The following is a 16,424-nucleotide window of genomic DNA, read 5'->3' as shown; positions in this document are numbered from 1 at the left end:
CTGAACAGCCGATGATTCCCGAAAAAGACACTATAACAGAGATTGATATCACGCCGGAGATGATCGAGGCGGCTTGGGGGACCTTGGGTCCGGCGATGCTTTGCGGCGACCCTTTTGGCGCGGCACAAGAGAGCCTTGAAGACGCTTTGAATGCAGCGTTGCTACGCCGAGGTGTTCTCGCAGGCTCGGGACAAAATTAGAGACGTCAGCCGCAACCGTTGAAAATTGTTTCATTGGGTATGAGTGCGCGGAGAACATGGCTTGGTTCTCATCTGAATCCACTAAATTGGTCATTCGGAACGTCACGAATCCCGGTTTATTTTGGCCAACCACCAGCCCGTGAGCGGCGCAATCACGCATCTTTTTTGCTGTATTCCAGTTATTGCCTTGGAATGTGCTTTTGAGAAATTTGTGGGCCTCTGGGTCTGTCAGAAGCGCTAAGCTAGTTGCGATCTGGATCCGTTTAGATATACCAACTGGGCCAATGAGGACGTGGGCATGGGACTCATTGAGCTTCATAAGTTTCATAATGAAGAGTGTGATGGCATCTTCAATGTCTGCAAATCCGATAACTAATCGGCCGATAGCAGCTAGTGTGTTGTCGTCTATTTCAGTCGGGATTAAGTCAAGATCGCAATCTGGGAAATTTGGTGTCATGATGCCCTCAAGCGATGACAGGGAAGCTAAAGAAGCCACCCGATTCAGGGACGCGGCGCTTAAGCGGATGCTAGAGACGCCGCCGCAGCCGCATGATCAGAAGCCGGGCGACAAGCGCCCGGCCCCCAAGTCAGACTAAGCCGACTTTTTCATCAGCGCCGCTTCGCGCGACCCAATGTGAATGCGTTCCTTGACCACATCATTGATGCGTCCAGAGTTCACACCGAAGTGCGCCGCAATGTTGTGTTGGTGGTTTTTGTCCCAGTGCATCAGCCATACTTCGATGGCGTCTGCGAAGGTGAGACGGTAGGGGGGAGGATTGGTCATTTTCTATCTCCGTGACCATGCCGGAGATCGGTTGACGCGACTCGGGATTTGACTCATACACGTTCCGTGATCACGACTACCGCTCTCCGGCGGTTGCATACACGCCCGCACGGGAATCAGCCGTGCGGGCGTATCTATTTCGACCGGATTCTTCGCGGAACGCAACATGAACGTTTTCGGCGGTGAATCAGTGCCTTCGCCAGTTTAAGAAGCGCTGCCCCTCAAGCGGCGGCACCGTGGGGTTGAGCAGTCCGCCGATAGGTCAGGCGCTTGCCCTCGGCACCACGCAGGATGTTGTCGCGGCGCTCGACATCGCTGATGCCTTGGGCTTGCTTGTTTTTCCGCCATGACTACGGCCACAATCCCACCGCGGATTCGGGCAAGGGCGACTCGCGCATGGGATAGTTTTCCTATACCGTTTCAGACCGATGCTGACCCATGACGACATCTGGCGCGGGATCGACCGCCTGGCCCGGCACGCGCAGACCAGCCCGTCCGGTCTGGCCCGGCGCGCGGGGCTCGACTCGACCACTTTCAACCCCTCCAAACGGATCTCGGCGGATGGCACCAAGCCGCGCTGGCCATCGACGGAAAGCATCGCCAAGGCGCTGGCTGCCGCCCATCTCGATTTCGATGATTTTGCCGGTCTGATCTCAGGTCAGCCGCGCACGGGCGCTCTGCCCTCTCGGGCACTGGCAGACGGAGAAGAACAGGATCCGTTCGACGCGACCGGCTACCCGGCCGGCCCGGACTGGGACGCCATTCCTTTCCCCGGCCTGGCACCGGGAGAAGCCTTCGCGCTGACCGTTCAGGATACCCACATGCTGCCGGTCTACCGGCCCGGTGACCGGCTGGTCGTGTCACATGAAGCGCCGACACGTGTGGGAGACCGTGTGGTCGTGCAGCGGCGCGATGGCAGCCGGTCGGCCTGGACGTTGAGTGAAAAGACCGTCCAGGCGCTTCGGCTTGCTCCGCTCGACCCCTTGCAACCTGCCCTGACCCTGCCGCTGACCCAGGTCGCCTGGCTGGCCCGGATCGTCTGGGTCAGTCAGTAGGCCCTAGCGCTGCAAGCGGGCGTCGGCCCAGGCGCTGGCAGCGCGGCGGTCATCGAGGCGGGCTGCAAACTCATCCAGCTCACCCAATATGGCCGTTTCGAAGGCATCGCGTGGCGGCAAGGCCCGGGCGGAGCCGACCAGATCGCGGATCCGGGTCTGGTAGGCGGGCTCGTCGAGCGCAGCCAGCCCGAGGGCCAGAAAATAGCGCGGGGCAGGGCTTTGCGGATCCAGCGCGATGGCTTGCGAATAGTATCCCATCCCGGCCTCGACCGAAGCATCCAGGGCGCGCAGCCCCCGTGATCCGCCGCGCCGCGCCACTTCCAGATGCCAGGCGCCGAGCATGCCAAGCGCCCAGGCATTGTCCGGCTGACGGGCAACGACCTCTTCCAACAGGTTGCGGCCTCGTTGCGGCAAGCGGGTCAGATAAGCGCGCCAGCCGCCCATATAGCGGCCTCGAAACCCCAAAGCCCCGGCGAGGCGAAGGCGCGCTTCCACATGATCCTCGTCCAGGCGCAGGGCGTATTCGGCAAGGTCAACCGCCCGCTCGGCCAGCGCTTCCCGGTCTTCGCCGACATCCTCGACCATCAGCCGCGCCAGCAGCGCGCCGGCGGCAAAGGCATAACCATCGGCCGTCTCGAGCCTTTGCGCCTCATAGGCAGCCAATTCCCAGGCGCCCTGCTCATAGGCAGCTTCGGCGGCTGCCCGGTCGGCGTTTGCCGGCGCGGCGGCCAGCAAGAGGAGAAACAATGTGGCTCGGATCATGGATCGACCCTAATTCAGCTTCGCAATCACGCAAACTGCAAAGCGCGACTTTTCGCGCGCTGGCGGAAGGGCACGAACACGCTAGGCTTGGCTTGCCAAAGGATGTTTCCATGACCGTCGCCTTCACGCCGCCCAAACCACCCTGTGCCCAATACAGCGGCGTCGGGAAGCTGGAACTCTCGGATTACTGGACCTATTTCCGCGCCATGCAGCGCAATCCGCTGGAGGTCTGGGGCGAACAACATTTCTCGATCCGCATGGCGCCCTTCCAGTTTCTGGGTCGGTCCAGTCTCTTGCTGAATGATCCGGCCGGCATCCACCACTGCTTCGTGACCAATGCCGCCAATTACGGCATGAACCCGGTGCGTCAGGCGGTGCTGAAGCCGTTTCTGCGCGACGGATTGCTGACCGCTGAAGGCGATGTCTGGAAGACCGCCCGCAAGGCCGTCTCGCCCGTCTTCACGCCGCGGCGGGTCAACGGTTTTGCGCCGCAGATCCGGACCGTCTGCGACGCGACGCTGTCGGCGCTGGCCGAACGCGATGGCCAGACCGTCGACGCCTCCGACCTGATGGTCGAGCTGACCCTGGATGTGTTGATCGAGACCCTGTTCTCCGGCGACGAGGCCCTCGACAAGGCGCGTTTCACACGCGGCATCTGTGATCTGCTGGAAATATCCGGCATCCCCCATCCTTTCGACCTGATCCACCTGCCCGGCTGGATACCGCGTATCGGTCAGGGCAAGTCGCGGCGGGTCATAAAGGACCTGCGCGAGCAGGTCGGCACCGTGGCCAGCGCCCGTCGCGCGGCGCCGTCGGCCAAGGAAGCGGGACGCACACCCGACTTTCTCGACCTTCTGCTCGGGGCTGGGCTCGACGACACGGCAGTCATCGACAATCTGCTGACTTTCCTGGCCGCCGGCCATGAGACCACCGCCCGAACCCTCGCCTGGACGCTCTACCTGCTGTCGCGCGACGAAGAAGCCCGCACCCGGCTGGAGGCCGAGGTTGACGGTGCGGACCTGACCGGGACCGATCCGGCGAACTGGTCGTCCCTGCTTCCCTTCACCGAGGCCGTCCTGAAGGAAAGCCTGCGCCTCTACCCTTCCGCCCCGATCCTCGCACGGACATCGAAAGCCTGGGACCTGGTCGCGGGATTGCCGGTACCGGCCGGCTCCGATGTGCTGGTTTCAACCTGGCTGCTGCACCGCCAGCGCGACATCTGGGAACACGCTGATGAATTTCGCCCCGACCGCTTCCTGGGCGAAGCCGCCAGTGCCATCCCGCGCGACGCCTATCTGCCCTTCGGCCTTGGTCCGCGTGTGTGCATCGGGGCCCGCTTCGCGATGATGGAGATGGTGATCGTCATGGCCTGTCTGGCCAGTCGGCTACGTCTCGACTTTTGCGGCGATCGCGAGCCGGTGCCGGTCATGCGCATCACATTGCAGCCCGACACCGCAATGCCGATGCGGGTCAGCCGGCGCTAGCGCTGGAAACGCAGGCGGACATTCACTGAGGGCACATTGTCGGACTGGCTGGCAATCTGGTCGAGAAAGGCGCCCGCCGGGGAGTCGACCCGGCTGACACCGGATTCGTCGCGGCCCGACCGTAGCGACAGGCGCAGGAAGCCGGCGCGGCGCACTTCCCACTCCGACCAGACCGACGCAAAGACACCCTCTGACCGGTCGATCGTGTTGATGAGGACCGGATCGGCGCCCGGCTCGCGAACCCCGTCAAAAACCTGGATCGTGTCCCGCCGGTCACCGTTCCAGCGCATGAAGAAGCCTGACCGCCATTCCGGGCCAGGCCGCCACTCGCTCTCGAAACGAAGCCGTATACCGTTGTTTTCCTCACGGATTTCGGTCAGCCAGTAGTGCATCGCCGGGGCCCGGTCCTCGACCTCGAAAGACGCCATATAGCGACCCTCCGACCATTCCTTTCGAATGACCAGCTTGATGTTGTAGTCGCGATGTCCGGACGTGGTTCGGGCAAAGCCCTGGAGCTGGTCAACCCGATCCGACCAGCGACGATTGGCGCTGCCCTCGACACTCAACCCGTCAAGGCCATAACGGTCCAGCTCGAGCTCGAACTGCGCATTGACCCATTGAATGGTTTCCGGTCCGACATTGGCCGGACGGAGGCTGCCTTGGCCATCAAGAACGCTGGAAATCGGGTTTTCAATCTCCTGCGTCGCGGCTTCCAGGCGCAGCAGGTCGCGCTCGCCGGAGCGGTGCTCCAGTGTGACGGCATGGGTCCAGTCACGCTGCGGTTCCAGCGTCGCCGCGCCGGCGGTGTTGAGCGAGTTGTTGAGATCCGTGGAGGCCAGAAACTGGTCAAGATTGAGCTGACCGACATTGCGCTCGGAACTGAGCCGCAGGGTCCAGCCCTCCGACAGCGACCAGTTGATATCCGCGCGCGGCGCGATATCCGTCAGGCTCAGCGAGGCGCCGCCCTGGTTGGATGTGTCGAGGGAGAATTGCTCGAAGCGGGTCCCGATGGTCGTCGATACCCGGGACGTGGGAATCCAGGTCGCCGAGGCCAGCAAGGCTGACCGTGTTTCTTCGACCTGTGCGTCATCGCCGTCGATATCCTGCTCGACCCCGTCAATATAGGCCGATGAGCGGCCCTCGAGCATGTTGGCCGCCCAGGTGACACCCGTCTCCAGGGTCAGCGACCGGCTTGGCCGCCAGCGGACATCGGCTCGGACTGCTGTTTCCTCGGTTTCTCGTGTCGAGTCGGACTGGCTGGTCACACCGGAGGACAAAAAGCTGTCGCTGGCCACAGCCTCACCCTGGCGCCGGGTGACAAGGCCGATCAGCTCGACCGTGTCCGTCAGGTCATGCCGCCAGCGCGCCGATCCGAACCGGGCAATGGACTCCGAGGCGCCCGTCTCGACCGTGCCGGTGGGCGCCTGGGAGTCGAGCACCGGCGTGGAGGTATTGTCGCGCCGTTCCGTGGACAGGGAGAAGGCAAAGTCATTCCGCGGATTGGCGTGAAAGCGGGCCACAGCCAGCCAGTCGCGGCGGGTCTGGCTTTCCAGCTCGTCCGACGAGACCCGGGCACCCGGCTCATCGGCAGTCGACGTCCGCACCGAGCCATAATCGGTCCTGGTCTCGTCATACAGGTCCACGCGCGCCTCAAGCTCGGACCGGCCACCACTGATCGATACCGCGAGCTCGCCTTGATACTCCTCACCGCCATCCTCGCGCGGCTCTATCTCGATACGCCCGTCCACACGGGCAGCGCTTGTCTGCGCCGTGACGATGTCGAGCAGCAAGGGATAGCCCTGCATTTCGACATCACGGGCGCCGGCTTCGATCAGCTCCAGGCGGATGACGTCTTCGACCCGGATTGCGCTGATGCGGGATTGCAAAGAGCCACTACCCCGCGGCGGACGGCGACCATTGATCAGGACATTGCCTGCAGCCCCCGACAGGCCTCGGACATTGTCGCCACCATTCAGGCTGAAGCCCGGCAAGCGATAGACCATGTCGAGCGCATTTCTGGGGAGGAATTCGGCGAAGGCTTCAGGCCGATAGACGGCTATGCCCGCTTCCGTAGGTTCGGCCTGCCCCCGGGCTGGCGAAATGGCAGTCGCCGCCAAACACATGCTGACGGCGACGGCGCGACGAAACGTGTCGGTCAAATTGAACAGGCCCCAAACCATTTCCAGCCAACCTCGCTGCAATGGGTTAGAGAAATGCTTCTATTCGAGCGAAAATCCAGCCCTTATCGGTTTCAAATGCAGCGTCTGTTCGTCTGGCGCAACTGGATGGCACTCATTCGGGCGGATACTGGAACACGGCGTCCAGACCGACCTTGAATACACGCGCGATCTTGAAGGCGACCTCCAGTGAGGGTGAGTACTTGCCCTGCTCGATGGCGATGATGGTCTGACGCGTGACGCCAACCTGCCGGGCCAGATCGGCTTGGGTCATCTCGCCGGCATGAAAGCGCAGGGTGCGGATTTCATTGGTGATGGGCGTGGGCTTGGCCATGGCTACACGCTCCCCCGATAGGTCAGGAATTTCACCAGAATGCTGGTCAGTCCGGCCAGCATGGCGCCGACAAACAGGACGTTGGCAGCCCAGAACGGATCGAATTCGAAAACCAGCAGCATCAGGGCGATGAAGGCCGCGGCATGCATGGCATGACCGCCCCAGGCATCGCCCCGCCGCTCGGCGGCGTGATCGCGCTCATCATCCACCACATCCACCTCGTCGAGCTGGCCATGGCTGGCGATGGCGGCCCGGATGCTGTCGGCAATCAGGGTCACCACGAAGATCACCACGGCGATCGCCATCTCGGCCTTCCACGACACCTCGTCCAGTGGTTGGCTGGCGACCTGCGGCACGACACGGATCAGGTACCAGCCCAGGGCCAGGATGGTGCCGATGGCGGCAGAGCGATTCATTTTCTCCAGAAAGCCGGGCATCACACACCCCTCCGATAGCCGATCAACTTGCTGACGCCCTTGACCAGCTCGCTGGCGACAAGGCCGGCCAGGACCAGGTTGGCGATCAGATAATAGGGCTGGGCGGTCATCGCCGAAGCCATCGCCGCAAGGGCGAACAGGGCCAGCACAAAGCCGCCGCGCTGGTCGCCGCGCATCTCGACCAGCCGGTCACGCTCGTCGGCGGCCTCCTCGGCCTCCGAAGGCGCAGCGATGGCGAGCGCGATATGGGCGACGATCGAGGCGATGATGACGGCACCCACCGTCAACAGCATCTTGGTATTGGTCAGCTCCAGCGCCTCTTCCGCCGACACGCCCCCGCCCAGCAATACATTCGCCGTACTGGCGAAATACCAGGCATAGACGCCGCCGGTCAGCACCAGCATGGCGATATTGCTTTTCTCGCGAAAGCCCATGTCAAACACTCCGTTCTTGGTGTCAGTTGTTTTTAACATGACACGATGTAATACGCAGCTGACGCGGTGTCAAATTTATTCGACACGCATCCAATGAAAGAGGCCCGGCACTTCTGCGCCGGGCCTTTCACCTGTCATGCTCGCTTCTCTACGCGCGCCGACGTCCGGACGCGTCAGCCCTTTACCAGTTCACCGGCCAGGCCCTTTTCGATGAGCGCTATGGTCTCGCCGACGCCGTAAATGGCGACGAAGCTGCCAAAACGCGGCCCCTGCGACTGGCCGAGCAGGACTTCGTAGAGCGCCTGGAACCAGTTGCGCAGGTTTTCGAATTCCTGGGTCTTGCCGGCGGCAAAGACCTCGTCCTGGATCCTGGCGGCATCGCGTTCATCCGCATCCATAGCCCTGAGGCGGACCAGCAGGTCCTCCATCGCCGCGCGCTCCATGTCGGTCGCGATGCGGAAGGATTTGGTCGGCTCGACGAAGTCAGCGAAATACTGCACCGCAAAGCCGGCCAGCTGGTCGAGCAATGGATGGCTCTGCGCCGTCGCGCCATCGACATAGCGGCCGATAAAGCCCCACATCACCTCGGTATTATGAGCCGAGGCGGCCGAGGCGAGATTGAGCATCAGGGCGAAGGAGATCGGCGAGGTGTCGCTCGGCGGATTGCCATTATGGATATGCCAGGCCGGGTTTTCCAGCTGCTTGTCCGGCGTCTGACCGGCATAGGCCGCCAGATGCTGCATGTACTCATCGACCGCCTTGGGAATGACGTCGAAATACAATCGCTTGGCCGTCTTTGGCTTGACGAAGTTGTAGTAGGACAGGCTTTCCGCCGGGGCGTATTTCAGCCAGTCCTCGACCGACAGCCCATTACCCTTGGACTTGGAGATTTTCTCGCCCTTCTGGTCGAGGAAGAGCTCATAGACAAATTGCGTTGGCGGCTCGGCACCGAGGATCTTGCAGATCCGCGAATAGACCGGCGCATTGGTCTGGTGGTCCTTGCCGAACATCTCGAAATCGACGCCCAGAGCGGCCCAGCGCATGCCGAAATCGGGCTTCCATTGCAGCTTCACATGACCGCCCGTGACCGGCAGCGTGGTCTCGGCCCCGTCCTCGTCGTCAAAGGTCACCGTACCGGCCGCCGCATCGACGGCCTTCATCGGCACGTAGAGGACCCGGCCGGTCTTCGGCGAGATCGGCAGGAAGGGCGAATAGGTCGCCTGGCGTTCCGCCCCCAGCGTCGGCAGCATCACGGCCATGATGTCGTCATAGCGCTCGGCCGCCCGCTTGAGCATCGTGTCATAGGCGCCCGACTTGTATAGCTCGGTCGCCGACTGGAAGGTGTAGGTAAAGCCGAACCCGTCGAGAAAGCCGCGCAGGCGGGCATTCATGTGCGCACCGAAACTGTCATGCGTGCCGAACGGATCGGGCACCACGGTCAGCGGTTCCTGCAAATGCTGGTTCAGCATGTCCTGCTGCGGCAGGTTGTCGGGCACCTTGCGCATGCCGTCCATGTCGTCAGAGACACAGATCAGTTGCGGCTCATAGGCCCCGTCGGTCAGCGCATCAAAGGCGCGCAGCACCATGGTCGTGCGCACCACCTCGCCAAAGGTTCCCATGTGCGGGAGACCCGACGGGCCATAGCCGGTCTCGAACACGACCGGCCCGGATTTTCGCCCCAGCTTGTCCAGACGCTTCTTGAGCAGGCGCGCTTGTTCAAACGGCCAGGCTTTCGCGTTTTGGGCAAGATCTAAGACAGACATCCCGGTGGTCTTTCTGTTTGTGGACACAAGAGGCTCGCGAGGTAGAGGGGAAGCGGGAGATGGTCAAGCGGGGTGGGCTTGGTGGGGAAGGCGGCGGGTGCTCGCTTTCCCTCTCCCCGTGGGGGAGGCGTGCTACATGGTGGCCCCAGACCACCTTCCGTCACCCAAAAGCCACACCGCTGGCCGATCCAACCACACCGTGTCGATTTCGCCTTGCACGCGAATGCGGTCGGCGTCATACAGCGCCTCCCGTCAACCCCGCTCCGACCGGTGCCCACCGGTCAGCGCACAAGATTGAGACGATCATGAACGCAGTTCAGACCCGATATCGCCTCTCCTGCACGGCCTTCTGGCCGGCAGCGATTGTGCGCGCGGAGGATGGCGCTTCCACCCGGTAGACTGGCCCCACAGTCCCGGTTGATGGCCCTCCCAAGCGCCCGCTTGTGGAGGGTTTTTTGTATTCCGCCCTGCCTCTCCCCCCAAGGGCGGCCGGAATGCAGACCCAGGGAGGGAGCGCGTTTCCCCCGGCGCGCTTCCTCCCGCACGGGCTGTCCAGGTTCAGGCGACCACCTGCCCGCTCTCATCCAGTGACCAGCCGGCCTTGCCGGTCAGTTTGCGTCCAATGAGATAGAGCAAAAGGCCGGTCGGCCCGAACAGGAAGGCCAGTATCAGCGAAGGCACGACCAGGGCGCGCGCGACACCGCGACGCCGGGCATCGCGACTGATCCAGGCCCCGACGAACAGGTCGAATGCCAGGAAATGGACCCACCCTGTCAGCAAGCCGACGGGATGGGAAAACAGGGCCTGTACGGCGGCCAGGCTGGACATGCCGGCTTCCGGGTCGGACTGGCCGAAGACGATCCCCAGCGTCAGAAAGCCGAGATAGACGGCGCCCAGCGCCAGCGGCACCAGTGCCGTATGGACGACCGGCCCGGTCCAGCGCCAGCCCGGCGCGAAAAGCAGCAGCAACCAGGCCGGAAAGACCGCGATATTGATGGCCGAGAACAAGATCTCATACATGGCGGGCTCCGCTTCTTTCACCAGCAACGTAGAGAACGCGGATTCGGACCGCCTGCCATCCCACACTTGTTAATGACTGACTGGTCAGTTATATTGGCGTCATGCCAGAGAACAGCCGACGCCGACGCCCCGAAGCGCGCCCCGAGGAAATCCTCGACGCTGCCCTGTCCGTCTTTTCAGAACAGGGGTTCGCCGCAGCCCGTGTCGAAGACATTGCCCGCGCCGCCGGCCTGTCGAAAGGCGCGATCTATCTCTATTTTCCGTCCAAGGAAGCGATGTTGAACGGGCTGGTCGAGCGCTCCGCCGGGCATCTGGCCAAAACCGCCGAGGCCATGGTCGCCAGCGGCGCCCCCCGGGACGCGGAAACCGGCTTGCGCAATCTCCTGCGCATGTTGTTCACAAGCATGGCCGACCCGGCGATCAGCGCCGCGCCGCGCCTGGTCTTTGCCGAGGCCGGGCGATTTCCGGTGATCGCAGACTTCTATCGCCGTCAGGTGCTCGAGATTGCCCGCGGGGCAATGCGCGCCCTGCTGGAAGCCGGTGTCGGCGCCAATGTCTTCCGCCCGGTCGATGCCGACGCATTCATGCGCGCGGTCGCCGGGCCGGCCTTCGCCCATATGGCACTGACCACGACCTTCACCCTGCCCCCCGACACGCTGACAGACCCGGCCGACATGGCCGATGCGCTGGCAGACATCCTCCTTCATGGCCTCAAGCCGCGAGCTCCTGCATCATGATCACCCGTTCCGCACTCATCGCGCTCCTCCCGCTCGCCCAACTGGCCCTGGCCGGCTGCAGCGCGCCCGAAGACAGCGGGCTTGTCGGCTATGCCGAGGGCGATTTCATCCGCATCGCGCCGGACCAGCCGGGACGCATCACCGCGGCTGCCGCGGCCGAGGGCGAGCACGTGGTCGCCGGCAGCCTGCTGATCCGCCAGGACGATACCGCCGAACGCGCCGCGCTGGCCGCCATTGAGGCGCGGATCGATGCGGCGACCGCCCGCTATGACGATGCCCTCGCCGGCGCGCGCGACCCGGAAATCGCCGCCGCCCGGGATCTGCTGCGCCAGGCGCTGGCCACCCAGGCCGAGGCCGACCAGGCGCGCGACCGCAACCAGGCCCTGTTTGCCGATGGCCATATCAGCCAGGCCCGGCTCGACACCGCCATCGCGGCCGCCCGGGCGGCCGATGCCCGCGTCGACGAAATGCGCCAGCGGCTCAACATCGTCCAGCTGCCTGCCCGATCCGACCAGCTGCGCGCCCTGCAGGCCGAGATCGCGGCGGCCGAGGCCGAGCGTGAAGGTGCCGTATACCGGCTGACCCTGCGCACCGTCACGGCGCCGGCGGACGCCCGCATCCATCGCCAGCTCCGCTTCGCCGGCGAACAGGCGGGACCGACCGCGCCGGTCTATGAACTTCTGCCGGACGGTGCGGTCCATGCCGTCCTCTTCATTCCGGAAACGGAGCTGGCGGGCCTGCCGGTCGGTACTCGGCTCGCCGTGGAGTGCGACGCGTGCGGTGCCGGTTTGATGGCCACGATCGCGACGATTGATGACGCCGCCGAATTCACCCCGCCCATCCTCTATTCGGACTCCTCGCGGGCGCGTCTCGTCTTCCGCGCCGAAGCCCGTTTCGACGACACACCGCCGCCGCCGGGCACACCGCTCTTCTTCGAGCCGCGCCCATGAGCGAAGCGCTCGCCATCGACGTGACCGGGCTGAGCAAGTCCTTTGGCGGCACCCGCGTTGTCGATGATTTCGACATGGCGGTCCCGCCGGGCAGGATTTACGGCTTTCTCGGCCCCAACGGGTCGGGCAAGACCACGACCATCCGCATGATGTGCGGCTTGCTGAAGCCTGATGGCGGCGGCGGTACGGCGCTCGGCCTCGACATCATCCGCCAGAGCCGCGAGATCAAGGCGCGGGTCGGCTATATGACCCAGCGTTTCTCGCTCTATGGCGATCTCACCGTGCGCGAGAACCTGAGCTTCATGTCGCGCCTGCACGCCCTGCCCAAGACGCGGCAAGTGGTGGATCAGGCGTTGGAGGAATACGATCTCGCGCCACGGGCCAGGCAATTGGCGGCCAACCTCTCCGGCGGCTGGAAACAGCGCCTGGCGCTGGCTGCCGCCTCGCTGCACCAACCGGGACTCCTGTTGCTCGACGAACCAACCGCCGGGGTTGATCCCAAGGCGCGGCGGGACTTCTGGGACCGGATCCGCCGTCTGGCACGGCAGGGCGTCACGGTGCTGGTCTCGACCCACTACATGGATGAGGCCGTGCAATGCGACAATATCGCCTTCATCGCCTATGGCCGCAAACTCATCGACGCGCCGGCCGGCGAGATCCCCTCCCGCATCGGCCTGCACACGATCCGAATTGAAGGCCCCGGCCTGCAGCCGGTCTATGACGCGCTGGAGAACACGAAAGGCGTCGAGCAGATCGCCCGTTTTGGCGCCGCCCTGCACATTTCCGGACGTGATCGGCACGCGCTGGAGGCAGCGGCCGCACCCTACCGGTCGCGCGACGGACTCAGCGTGACCGAGGCCAAGACGGGGCTGGAAGAGGCCTTCATCTGGCTGATGAGCGGCGCCGAGGACAATTTCACATGAAGTCCCTGTCCCGCATCCTTGCCATGCTGGGCAAGGAATTCATCCAGATGCTGCGCGACCGGCTGACCTTCGGCATGATGGTTGGTATTCCGGTCATGCAGCTCCTCCTGTTCGGCTATGCCATCAATACCGACCCGCGCCACCTGCCGACCCTGGTCGAGATGGGCGATAGCGGGCCGGCCAGCCGCGCTATCCTTCAGGCAATGGAGACGTCAGAGTATTTCGACCTGATCGGCACGGTCGCCCCCGGCGCCGAGGTCGAGACGGTGATGCGCGACGGGCAGGCCGCCTTCATCGTCACAATCCCGCCGGGCTTCGAGCGGGAACTGGCGCGCGGCGAAAGACCGCAAATCCTGCTCGATGCCGATGCCACGGACCCGGTTGCTGCCGGTGCCGGAGCCGGCGCCTTTGCGACCATCGTGCAGCAGGCGCTGGAACCGATGCTCGGTGAGATGACGCCGCCGGTCGAGACCATCATCCACCGGCGCTACAATCCGGCCGGTCTTACCGCCCTCAATATTGTCCCCGGCCTGCTCGGCATCATCCTGACCATGACCATGGCGATGATGACCTCGATGGCCCTGACCCGTGAAGCCGAACGCGGCACGCTGGAAGCCCTGCTGTCGACCCCGACCCGACCGCATGAGGTCATGATCGGCAAGATCACCCCCTATGTCGTGGTCGGCTTCATCCAGGTGGCGATCATGCTGCTGGGCGCCCGCTTCCTGTTCGGCGTGCCCTTTGAGGGCTCACCCCCGGCCTTCCTGGCCGCCGTCTCGCTCTTCATCCTGGTCAATCTGGCACTGGGCTTTTTGTTCTCGACCGTGGCGCGCAGCCAGATGCAGGCGATGCAGCTGACCTTCTTCGCCTTCCTGCCCTCTATCCTCCTGTCCGGCTTCATGTTCCCCTTCGCCGCCATGCCGCACTGGGCCCAGGCGATCGGCCAGGCCATCCCCGCGACCCATTTCATCCGCGCCGTCCGCGCCATCATGCTGAAGGGCGCCGGGTTGGAGCATGTCTGGCCCCAGATATGGCCGCTGATGGTGATCTTCACGGTAATCGCGACCGTGGCCATGCTGCGCTATCGGCAGACGCTGGATTAGCGTAAAAGGAAGATCACACTTAACTTGCACGCTTAGATGGTTTACCTTCACGGGGTCGCAGGCTGACCTTGGGAGGCTGTCATGCTGGACTTGCGAGTAACCGGGAGTTGCCTGGTAGTGGCGCTGGTCATGATGTTGGGAGGCTGCACCTCGACTGTGCGCGAGACCCATTATTTCATGTCCGTAAACGAGGTAACCGGCCAGCCCGTCAACTTCTTCCGCCTGCAAATCAAGGCGAATACGAATTCATCGAGCGCACGCTATGTTGCCGGATTCTATGACGAGTCCGCGGTCGACATGTATTTCAACGAGATCAGGCTGTCCCAGTCAAACGGGCAGGGTTCAGGAGACTCGGGGACTGAGGGCCGCTCCCGTGCGCCATCGGAAAATATCCAGCTGAGCAACATCACGGCAACCGGTGAGCAACGCCCCGGTGCTTTCATGCTGATCCTCTCGTCCAATGCGGACAGCGTCGTGAACACCATCAGCCAGTTCGCGCAAAGCCGGATCGTCGCTGAAGGCGTGACCAATATCGTCAATCGCGAGCGACTTCGCCTCGCCGCTCCAGCACAGGCGGCCTACAATATCTCACAACGCGAGGGAAATGCCCTCGCGACAGACATCACGTCCCAGCTGGAGGCCATAACAGCCCTTGCGGCAACGAGTGGCACCGGCAATTCGGACGCCATGGAGCAAACCGTGCTGAGTGCGCTGCAATCCCTCGCGCGACAACTCGGCCATACCGAAGCGTTTGCAGGGGCGGACGAGGCTGCAAAACTGGCAAATGCCCGCCTGGTCTTCCAGGGTCTCTATGCGGGGGCACGCCAATGATATCGCTGGGCAGGTCAATTACCGCTTGCGCGGTCGGCGTCATGTCCCTGACCGGATGTGCCAGCCTCGAAGTCACCATGGACGTGCTGGATCCCGCGTCACTGTCTGCGATAAACGCCGAGTTGACGCTGGAAGCGACCTATATCGACATTGTCAGGCATGACTCCGAAGCGTTCGAACAACGCCTGGACGAGATCAAGGGACTGGAAGTCTTCGCCCTTGATCAGATTGCAGAGCGTCAGCTCGATAGCGGCCGGGCGGCATTGGCGACCCATGTCACCGATCAGACCGATCAGGCAGCCGCGGTAGCGGCGTGCGATGCCGAATACCGCAATGCACAGGCTGGGGACGACACAAACCTGGCTACAGCGGTCGAAGCGCTGCTCCAAAGCATGTCCGATGACGAAGTTGAACTGGCCGGTGGTACCGCGCAGGAGGACGACACGTCTGACGAGCTAACGAGACCGCTTCGCGGTGCCATGTCGAGGTGCAGCGCGGCGGGCGATATCCGCTTTCTTGCCCGAAATGAATTGCCCGTCGAGTACGGCAGAATCCGGGAGGACATCGAACATCTTGACGATGAGGTTCGTCGCGCCGCCGGATCACGTGACTTTTCGGAAATCATCAGCCATGACGGCGCAACGCTCGATTTGCTCCGCGAGCGCGATATCGCGCTGAGGGGGCATCTCAGAAGGCGCTGCAACTTTGTCACTGACTATCTGCGTGAAACCAGCCCTGGCGGAGAGGATGACTCTTCCATCCCGACCGGCGTCGGCTGCGATGTCACCCTTACCGACTACACCGATGCCGATCCCGCGACGCGCGCCAGCGACATGCTCCTGCGTTTTGCCGCCGAAGCGCCGAGCCTGGGACAGGCTATCGGCAATCTGCGCATTGCCTACGAGATCGTGTCGGCACCGGATGCGAATTGGGGTCAAAACATCAACCAGGCCCTCGGACGCGGGCGTTTCGGCAATACGGACATCGCGCTGAGGCTGATGCCCAATGGTGAGTTCACCGTCAAAGGGCTGCAGTTTGATCCATCCCAAACAGCCCAGCTGGCCTCAAATCTCACGACGAGCAGCATTCTTTTCGGCGCTCAACTCGTCGGCGCGCCAGTCACATTGTCGGGCAGCGACCGCGGCAGTTCGGCCAATGGCTTCCTGGACGCAGGAGCCCGCATGGCCGAGTTCGAGACCGATGCGGCAAATCGTGAGGCCGGGTTGGCGGCACAGGAACGCGCCATCAGCAGCCTGGCGTTGGCACTCATCGATGCGGCGACCGAGTCGCGCCTGCTCAGCACCGATGAAGTCGTCAGGAACGCGTCAGCACAGTCCCTGACCCGGACCTTCACGGCACTTGAGCCGCTGATAAAGCTCGATCCTGCCCCGGCCCAACAGGACTGACCAAACCCAGCCAGCATGAAAGGT

General features: G+C 63.4%; 17 protein-coding genes. 8 read left to right on the top strand and 9 right to left on the bottom strand.

Annotation, left to right across the window (positions count from 1 at the left end):
* Window positions 1-48: 48 nt before the first annotated feature.
* A complete protein-coding gene (locus MMAR10_RS16855) occupies window positions 49-657 on the bottom strand; it encodes a hypothetical protein (protein WP_150099695.1) in 609 nt (202 codons plus the stop codon).
* A gap of 135 nt (window positions 658-792) precedes the next feature.
* Complete coding sequence (locus MMAR10_RS02675; RefSeq protein ID WP_041636715.1) at window positions 793-984, bottom strand: hypothetical protein; 192 nt, start codon at window positions 982-984, stop codon at window positions 793-795.
* A gap of 428 nt (window positions 985-1,412) precedes the next feature.
* On the opposite strand from MMAR10_RS02675, the gene MMAR10_RS02670 reads away from it, so the two are divergent.
* On the top strand, window positions 1,413-2,039 hold the full coding sequence (locus MMAR10_RS02670; protein ID WP_011642456.1) for a S24 family peptidase: 627 nt from the start codon (window positions 1,413-1,415) through the stop codon (window positions 2,037-2,039).
* Window positions 2,040-2,042: 3 nt separating this feature from the next.
* Here MMAR10_RS02670 and MMAR10_RS02665 read toward each other — a convergent pair whose 3' ends face one another.
* Window positions 2,043-2,801 carry a hypothetical protein gene (locus tag MMAR10_RS02665; protein WP_041636714.1) on the bottom strand — a complete coding sequence of 253 codons (759 nt, stop codon included), beginning with the start codon at window positions 2,799-2,801 and terminating at the stop codon, window positions 2,043-2,045.
* Window positions 2,802-2,911: 110 nt separating this feature from the next.
* Here MMAR10_RS02665 and MMAR10_RS02660 point away from each other — a divergent pair, with 110 nt between their 5' ends.
* The gene (locus MMAR10_RS02660) at window positions 2,912-4,285 is read left to right on the top strand and encodes a cytochrome P450 (protein ID WP_041636713.1); all 1,374 of its coding nucleotides are present in this window, start codon (window positions 2,912-2,914) and stop codon (window positions 4,283-4,285) included.
* Here the strand turns inward: MMAR10_RS02660 and MMAR10_RS02655 are convergent.
* From MMAR10_RS02655 to MMAR10_RS02630, 6 genes are all read right to left on the bottom strand, one after another.
* Window positions 4,282-6,444 carry a TonB-dependent receptor plug domain-containing protein gene (locus MMAR10_RS02655; protein WP_150099694.1) on the bottom strand — a complete coding sequence of 721 codons (2,163 nt, stop codon included), beginning with the start codon at window positions 6,442-6,444 and terminating at the stop codon, window positions 4,282-4,284. The two genes, MMAR10_RS02660 and MMAR10_RS02655, sit on opposite strands and share 4 nt — an antisense overlap.
* 133 nt (window positions 6,445-6,577) lie before the next feature.
* Window positions 6,578-6,796 carry a helix-turn-helix transcriptional regulator gene (locus MMAR10_RS02650; RefSeq protein ID WP_011642452.1) on the bottom strand — a complete coding sequence of 73 codons (219 nt, stop codon included), beginning with the start codon at window positions 6,794-6,796 and terminating at the stop codon, window positions 6,578-6,580.
* Between the two features lie 2 nt (window positions 6,797-6,798).
* Complete coding sequence (locus MMAR10_RS02645; RefSeq protein WP_011642451.1) at window positions 6,799-7,233, bottom strand: hypothetical protein; 435 nt, start codon at window positions 7,231-7,233, stop codon at window positions 6,799-6,801.
* Complete coding sequence (locus MMAR10_RS02640) at window positions 7,233-7,667, bottom strand: hypothetical protein (protein WP_049755648.1); 435 nt, start codon at window positions 7,665-7,667, stop codon at window positions 7,233-7,235. Before MMAR10_RS02640 ends, MMAR10_RS02645 begins: the two co-directional genes overlap by 1 nt.
* A 173-nt stretch (window positions 7,668-7,840) precedes the next feature.
* Entirely contained in the window at window positions 7,841-9,430 is a 1,590-nt protein-coding gene (locus tag MMAR10_RS02635) for a lysine--tRNA ligase (protein ID WP_011642449.1), read from the bottom strand.
* Between the two features lie 558 nt (window positions 9,431-9,988).
* Window positions 9,989-10,450 carry an ABA4-like family protein gene (locus tag MMAR10_RS02630; RefSeq protein WP_011642448.1) on the bottom strand — a complete coding sequence of 154 codons (462 nt, stop codon included), beginning with the start codon at window positions 10,448-10,450 and terminating at the stop codon, window positions 9,989-9,991.
* A 101-nt stretch (window positions 10,451-10,551) separates the two neighbouring features.
* On the opposite strand from MMAR10_RS02630, the gene MMAR10_RS02625 reads away from it, so the two are divergent.
* The 6 genes from MMAR10_RS02625 to MMAR10_RS02600 all read left to right on the top strand — a co-directional run bounded on the left by MMAR10_RS02625 (window position 10,552) and on the right by MMAR10_RS02600 (window position 16,400).
* On the top strand, window positions 10,552-11,187 hold the full coding sequence (locus MMAR10_RS02625) for a TetR/AcrR family transcriptional regulator (RefSeq protein WP_011642447.1): 636 nt from the start codon (window positions 10,552-10,554) through the stop codon (window positions 11,185-11,187).
* Window positions 11,184-12,137, top strand: a complete 954-nt coding sequence (locus MMAR10_RS02620; protein ID WP_011642446.1) for an HlyD family secretion protein — start codon at window positions 11,184-11,186, stop codon at window positions 12,135-12,137. Before MMAR10_RS02625 ends, MMAR10_RS02620 begins: the two co-directional genes overlap by 4 nt.
* Window positions 12,134-13,060, top strand: a complete 927-nt coding sequence (locus MMAR10_RS02615) for an ABC transporter ATP-binding protein (RefSeq protein WP_011642445.1) — start codon at window positions 12,134-12,136, stop codon at window positions 13,058-13,060. The genes MMAR10_RS02620 and MMAR10_RS02615 overlap by 4 nt, the downstream gene beginning before the upstream one ends.
* Entirely contained in the window at window positions 13,057-14,163 is a 1,107-nt protein-coding gene (locus tag MMAR10_RS02610; protein WP_011642444.1) for an ABC transporter permease, read from the top strand. The genes MMAR10_RS02615 and MMAR10_RS02610 overlap by 4 nt, the downstream gene beginning before the upstream one ends.
* A gap of 81 nt (window positions 14,164-14,244) precedes the next feature.
* A complete protein-coding gene (locus MMAR10_RS02605) occupies window positions 14,245-14,994 on the top strand; it encodes a hypothetical protein (RefSeq protein ID WP_011642443.1) in 750 nt (249 codons plus the stop codon).
* 41 nt (window positions 14,995-15,035) lie between these two features.
* The gene (locus MMAR10_RS02600; RefSeq protein WP_150099693.1) at window positions 15,036-16,400 is read left to right on the top strand and encodes a hypothetical protein; all 1,365 of its coding nucleotides are present in this window, start codon (window positions 15,036-15,038) and stop codon (window positions 16,398-16,400) included.
* Window positions 16,401-16,424 lie beyond the last annotated feature (24 nt).

It is taken from the genome of Maricaulis maris MCS10, from assembly GCF_000014745.1.
In the GTDB taxonomy this organism is placed as follows: Bacteria; Pseudomonadota; Alphaproteobacteria; order Caulobacterales; family Maricaulaceae; genus Maricaulis; species Maricaulis maris_A.
This window is presented reverse-complemented; position numbering and strand designations above follow the sequence as displayed.

Excerpts from the sequence above, each read along its gene's own strand:
- MMAR10_RS16855 (WP_150099695.1), bottom strand. The coding sequence starts at position 657 with ATGACACCAAATTTCCCAGATTGCGATCTTGACTTAATCCCGACTGAA.
- MMAR10_RS02675 (WP_041636715.1), bottom strand. The coding sequence starts at position 984 with ATGACCAATCCTCCCCCCTACCGTCTCACCTTCGCAGACGCCATCGAA.
- MMAR10_RS02670 (WP_011642456.1), top strand. The coding sequence starts at position 1,413 with ATGCTGACCCATGACGACATCTGGCGCGGGATCGACCGCCTGGCCCGG.
- MMAR10_RS02665 (WP_041636714.1), bottom strand. The coding sequence starts at position 2,801 with ATGATCCGAGCCACATTGTTTCTCCTCTTGCTGGCCGCCGCGCCGGCA.
- MMAR10_RS02660 (WP_041636713.1), top strand. The coding sequence starts at position 2,912 with ATGACCGTCGCCTTCACGCCGCCCAAACCACCCTGTGCCCAATACAGC.
- MMAR10_RS02650 (WP_011642452.1), bottom strand. The coding sequence starts at position 6,796 with ATGGCCAAGCCCACGCCCATCACCAATGAAATCCGCACCCTGCGCTTT.
- MMAR10_RS02645 (WP_011642451.1), bottom strand. The coding sequence starts at position 7,233 with ATGCCCGGCTTTCTGGAGAAAATGAATCGCTCTGCCGCCATCGGCACC.
- MMAR10_RS02640 (WP_049755648.1), bottom strand. The coding sequence starts at position 7,667 with ATGGGCTTTCGCGAGAAAAGCAATATCGCCATGCTGGTGCTGACCGGC.
- MMAR10_RS02635 (WP_011642449.1), bottom strand. The coding sequence starts at position 9,430 with ATGTCTGTCTTAGATCTTGCCCAAAACGCGAAAGCCTGGCCGTTTGAA.
- MMAR10_RS02630 (WP_011642448.1), bottom strand. The coding sequence starts at position 10,450 with ATGTATGAGATCTTGTTCTCGGCCATCAATATCGCGGTCTTTCCGGCC.
- MMAR10_RS02625 (WP_011642447.1), top strand. The coding sequence starts at position 10,552 with ATGCCAGAGAACAGCCGACGCCGACGCCCCGAAGCGCGCCCCGAGGAA.
- MMAR10_RS02620 (WP_011642446.1), top strand. The coding sequence starts at position 11,184 with ATGATCACCCGTTCCGCACTCATCGCGCTCCTCCCGCTCGCCCAACTG.
- MMAR10_RS02615 (WP_011642445.1), top strand. The coding sequence starts at position 12,134 with ATGAGCGAAGCGCTCGCCATCGACGTGACCGGGCTGAGCAAGTCCTTT.
- MMAR10_RS02610 (WP_011642444.1), top strand. The coding sequence starts at position 13,057 with ATGAAGTCCCTGTCCCGCATCCTTGCCATGCTGGGCAAGGAATTCATC.
- MMAR10_RS02605 (WP_011642443.1), top strand. The coding sequence starts at position 14,245 with ATGCTGGACTTGCGAGTAACCGGGAGTTGCCTGGTAGTGGCGCTGGTC.
- MMAR10_RS02600 (WP_150099693.1), top strand. The coding sequence starts at position 15,036 with ATGTCCCTGACCGGATGTGCCAGCCTCGAAGTCACCATGGACGTGCTG.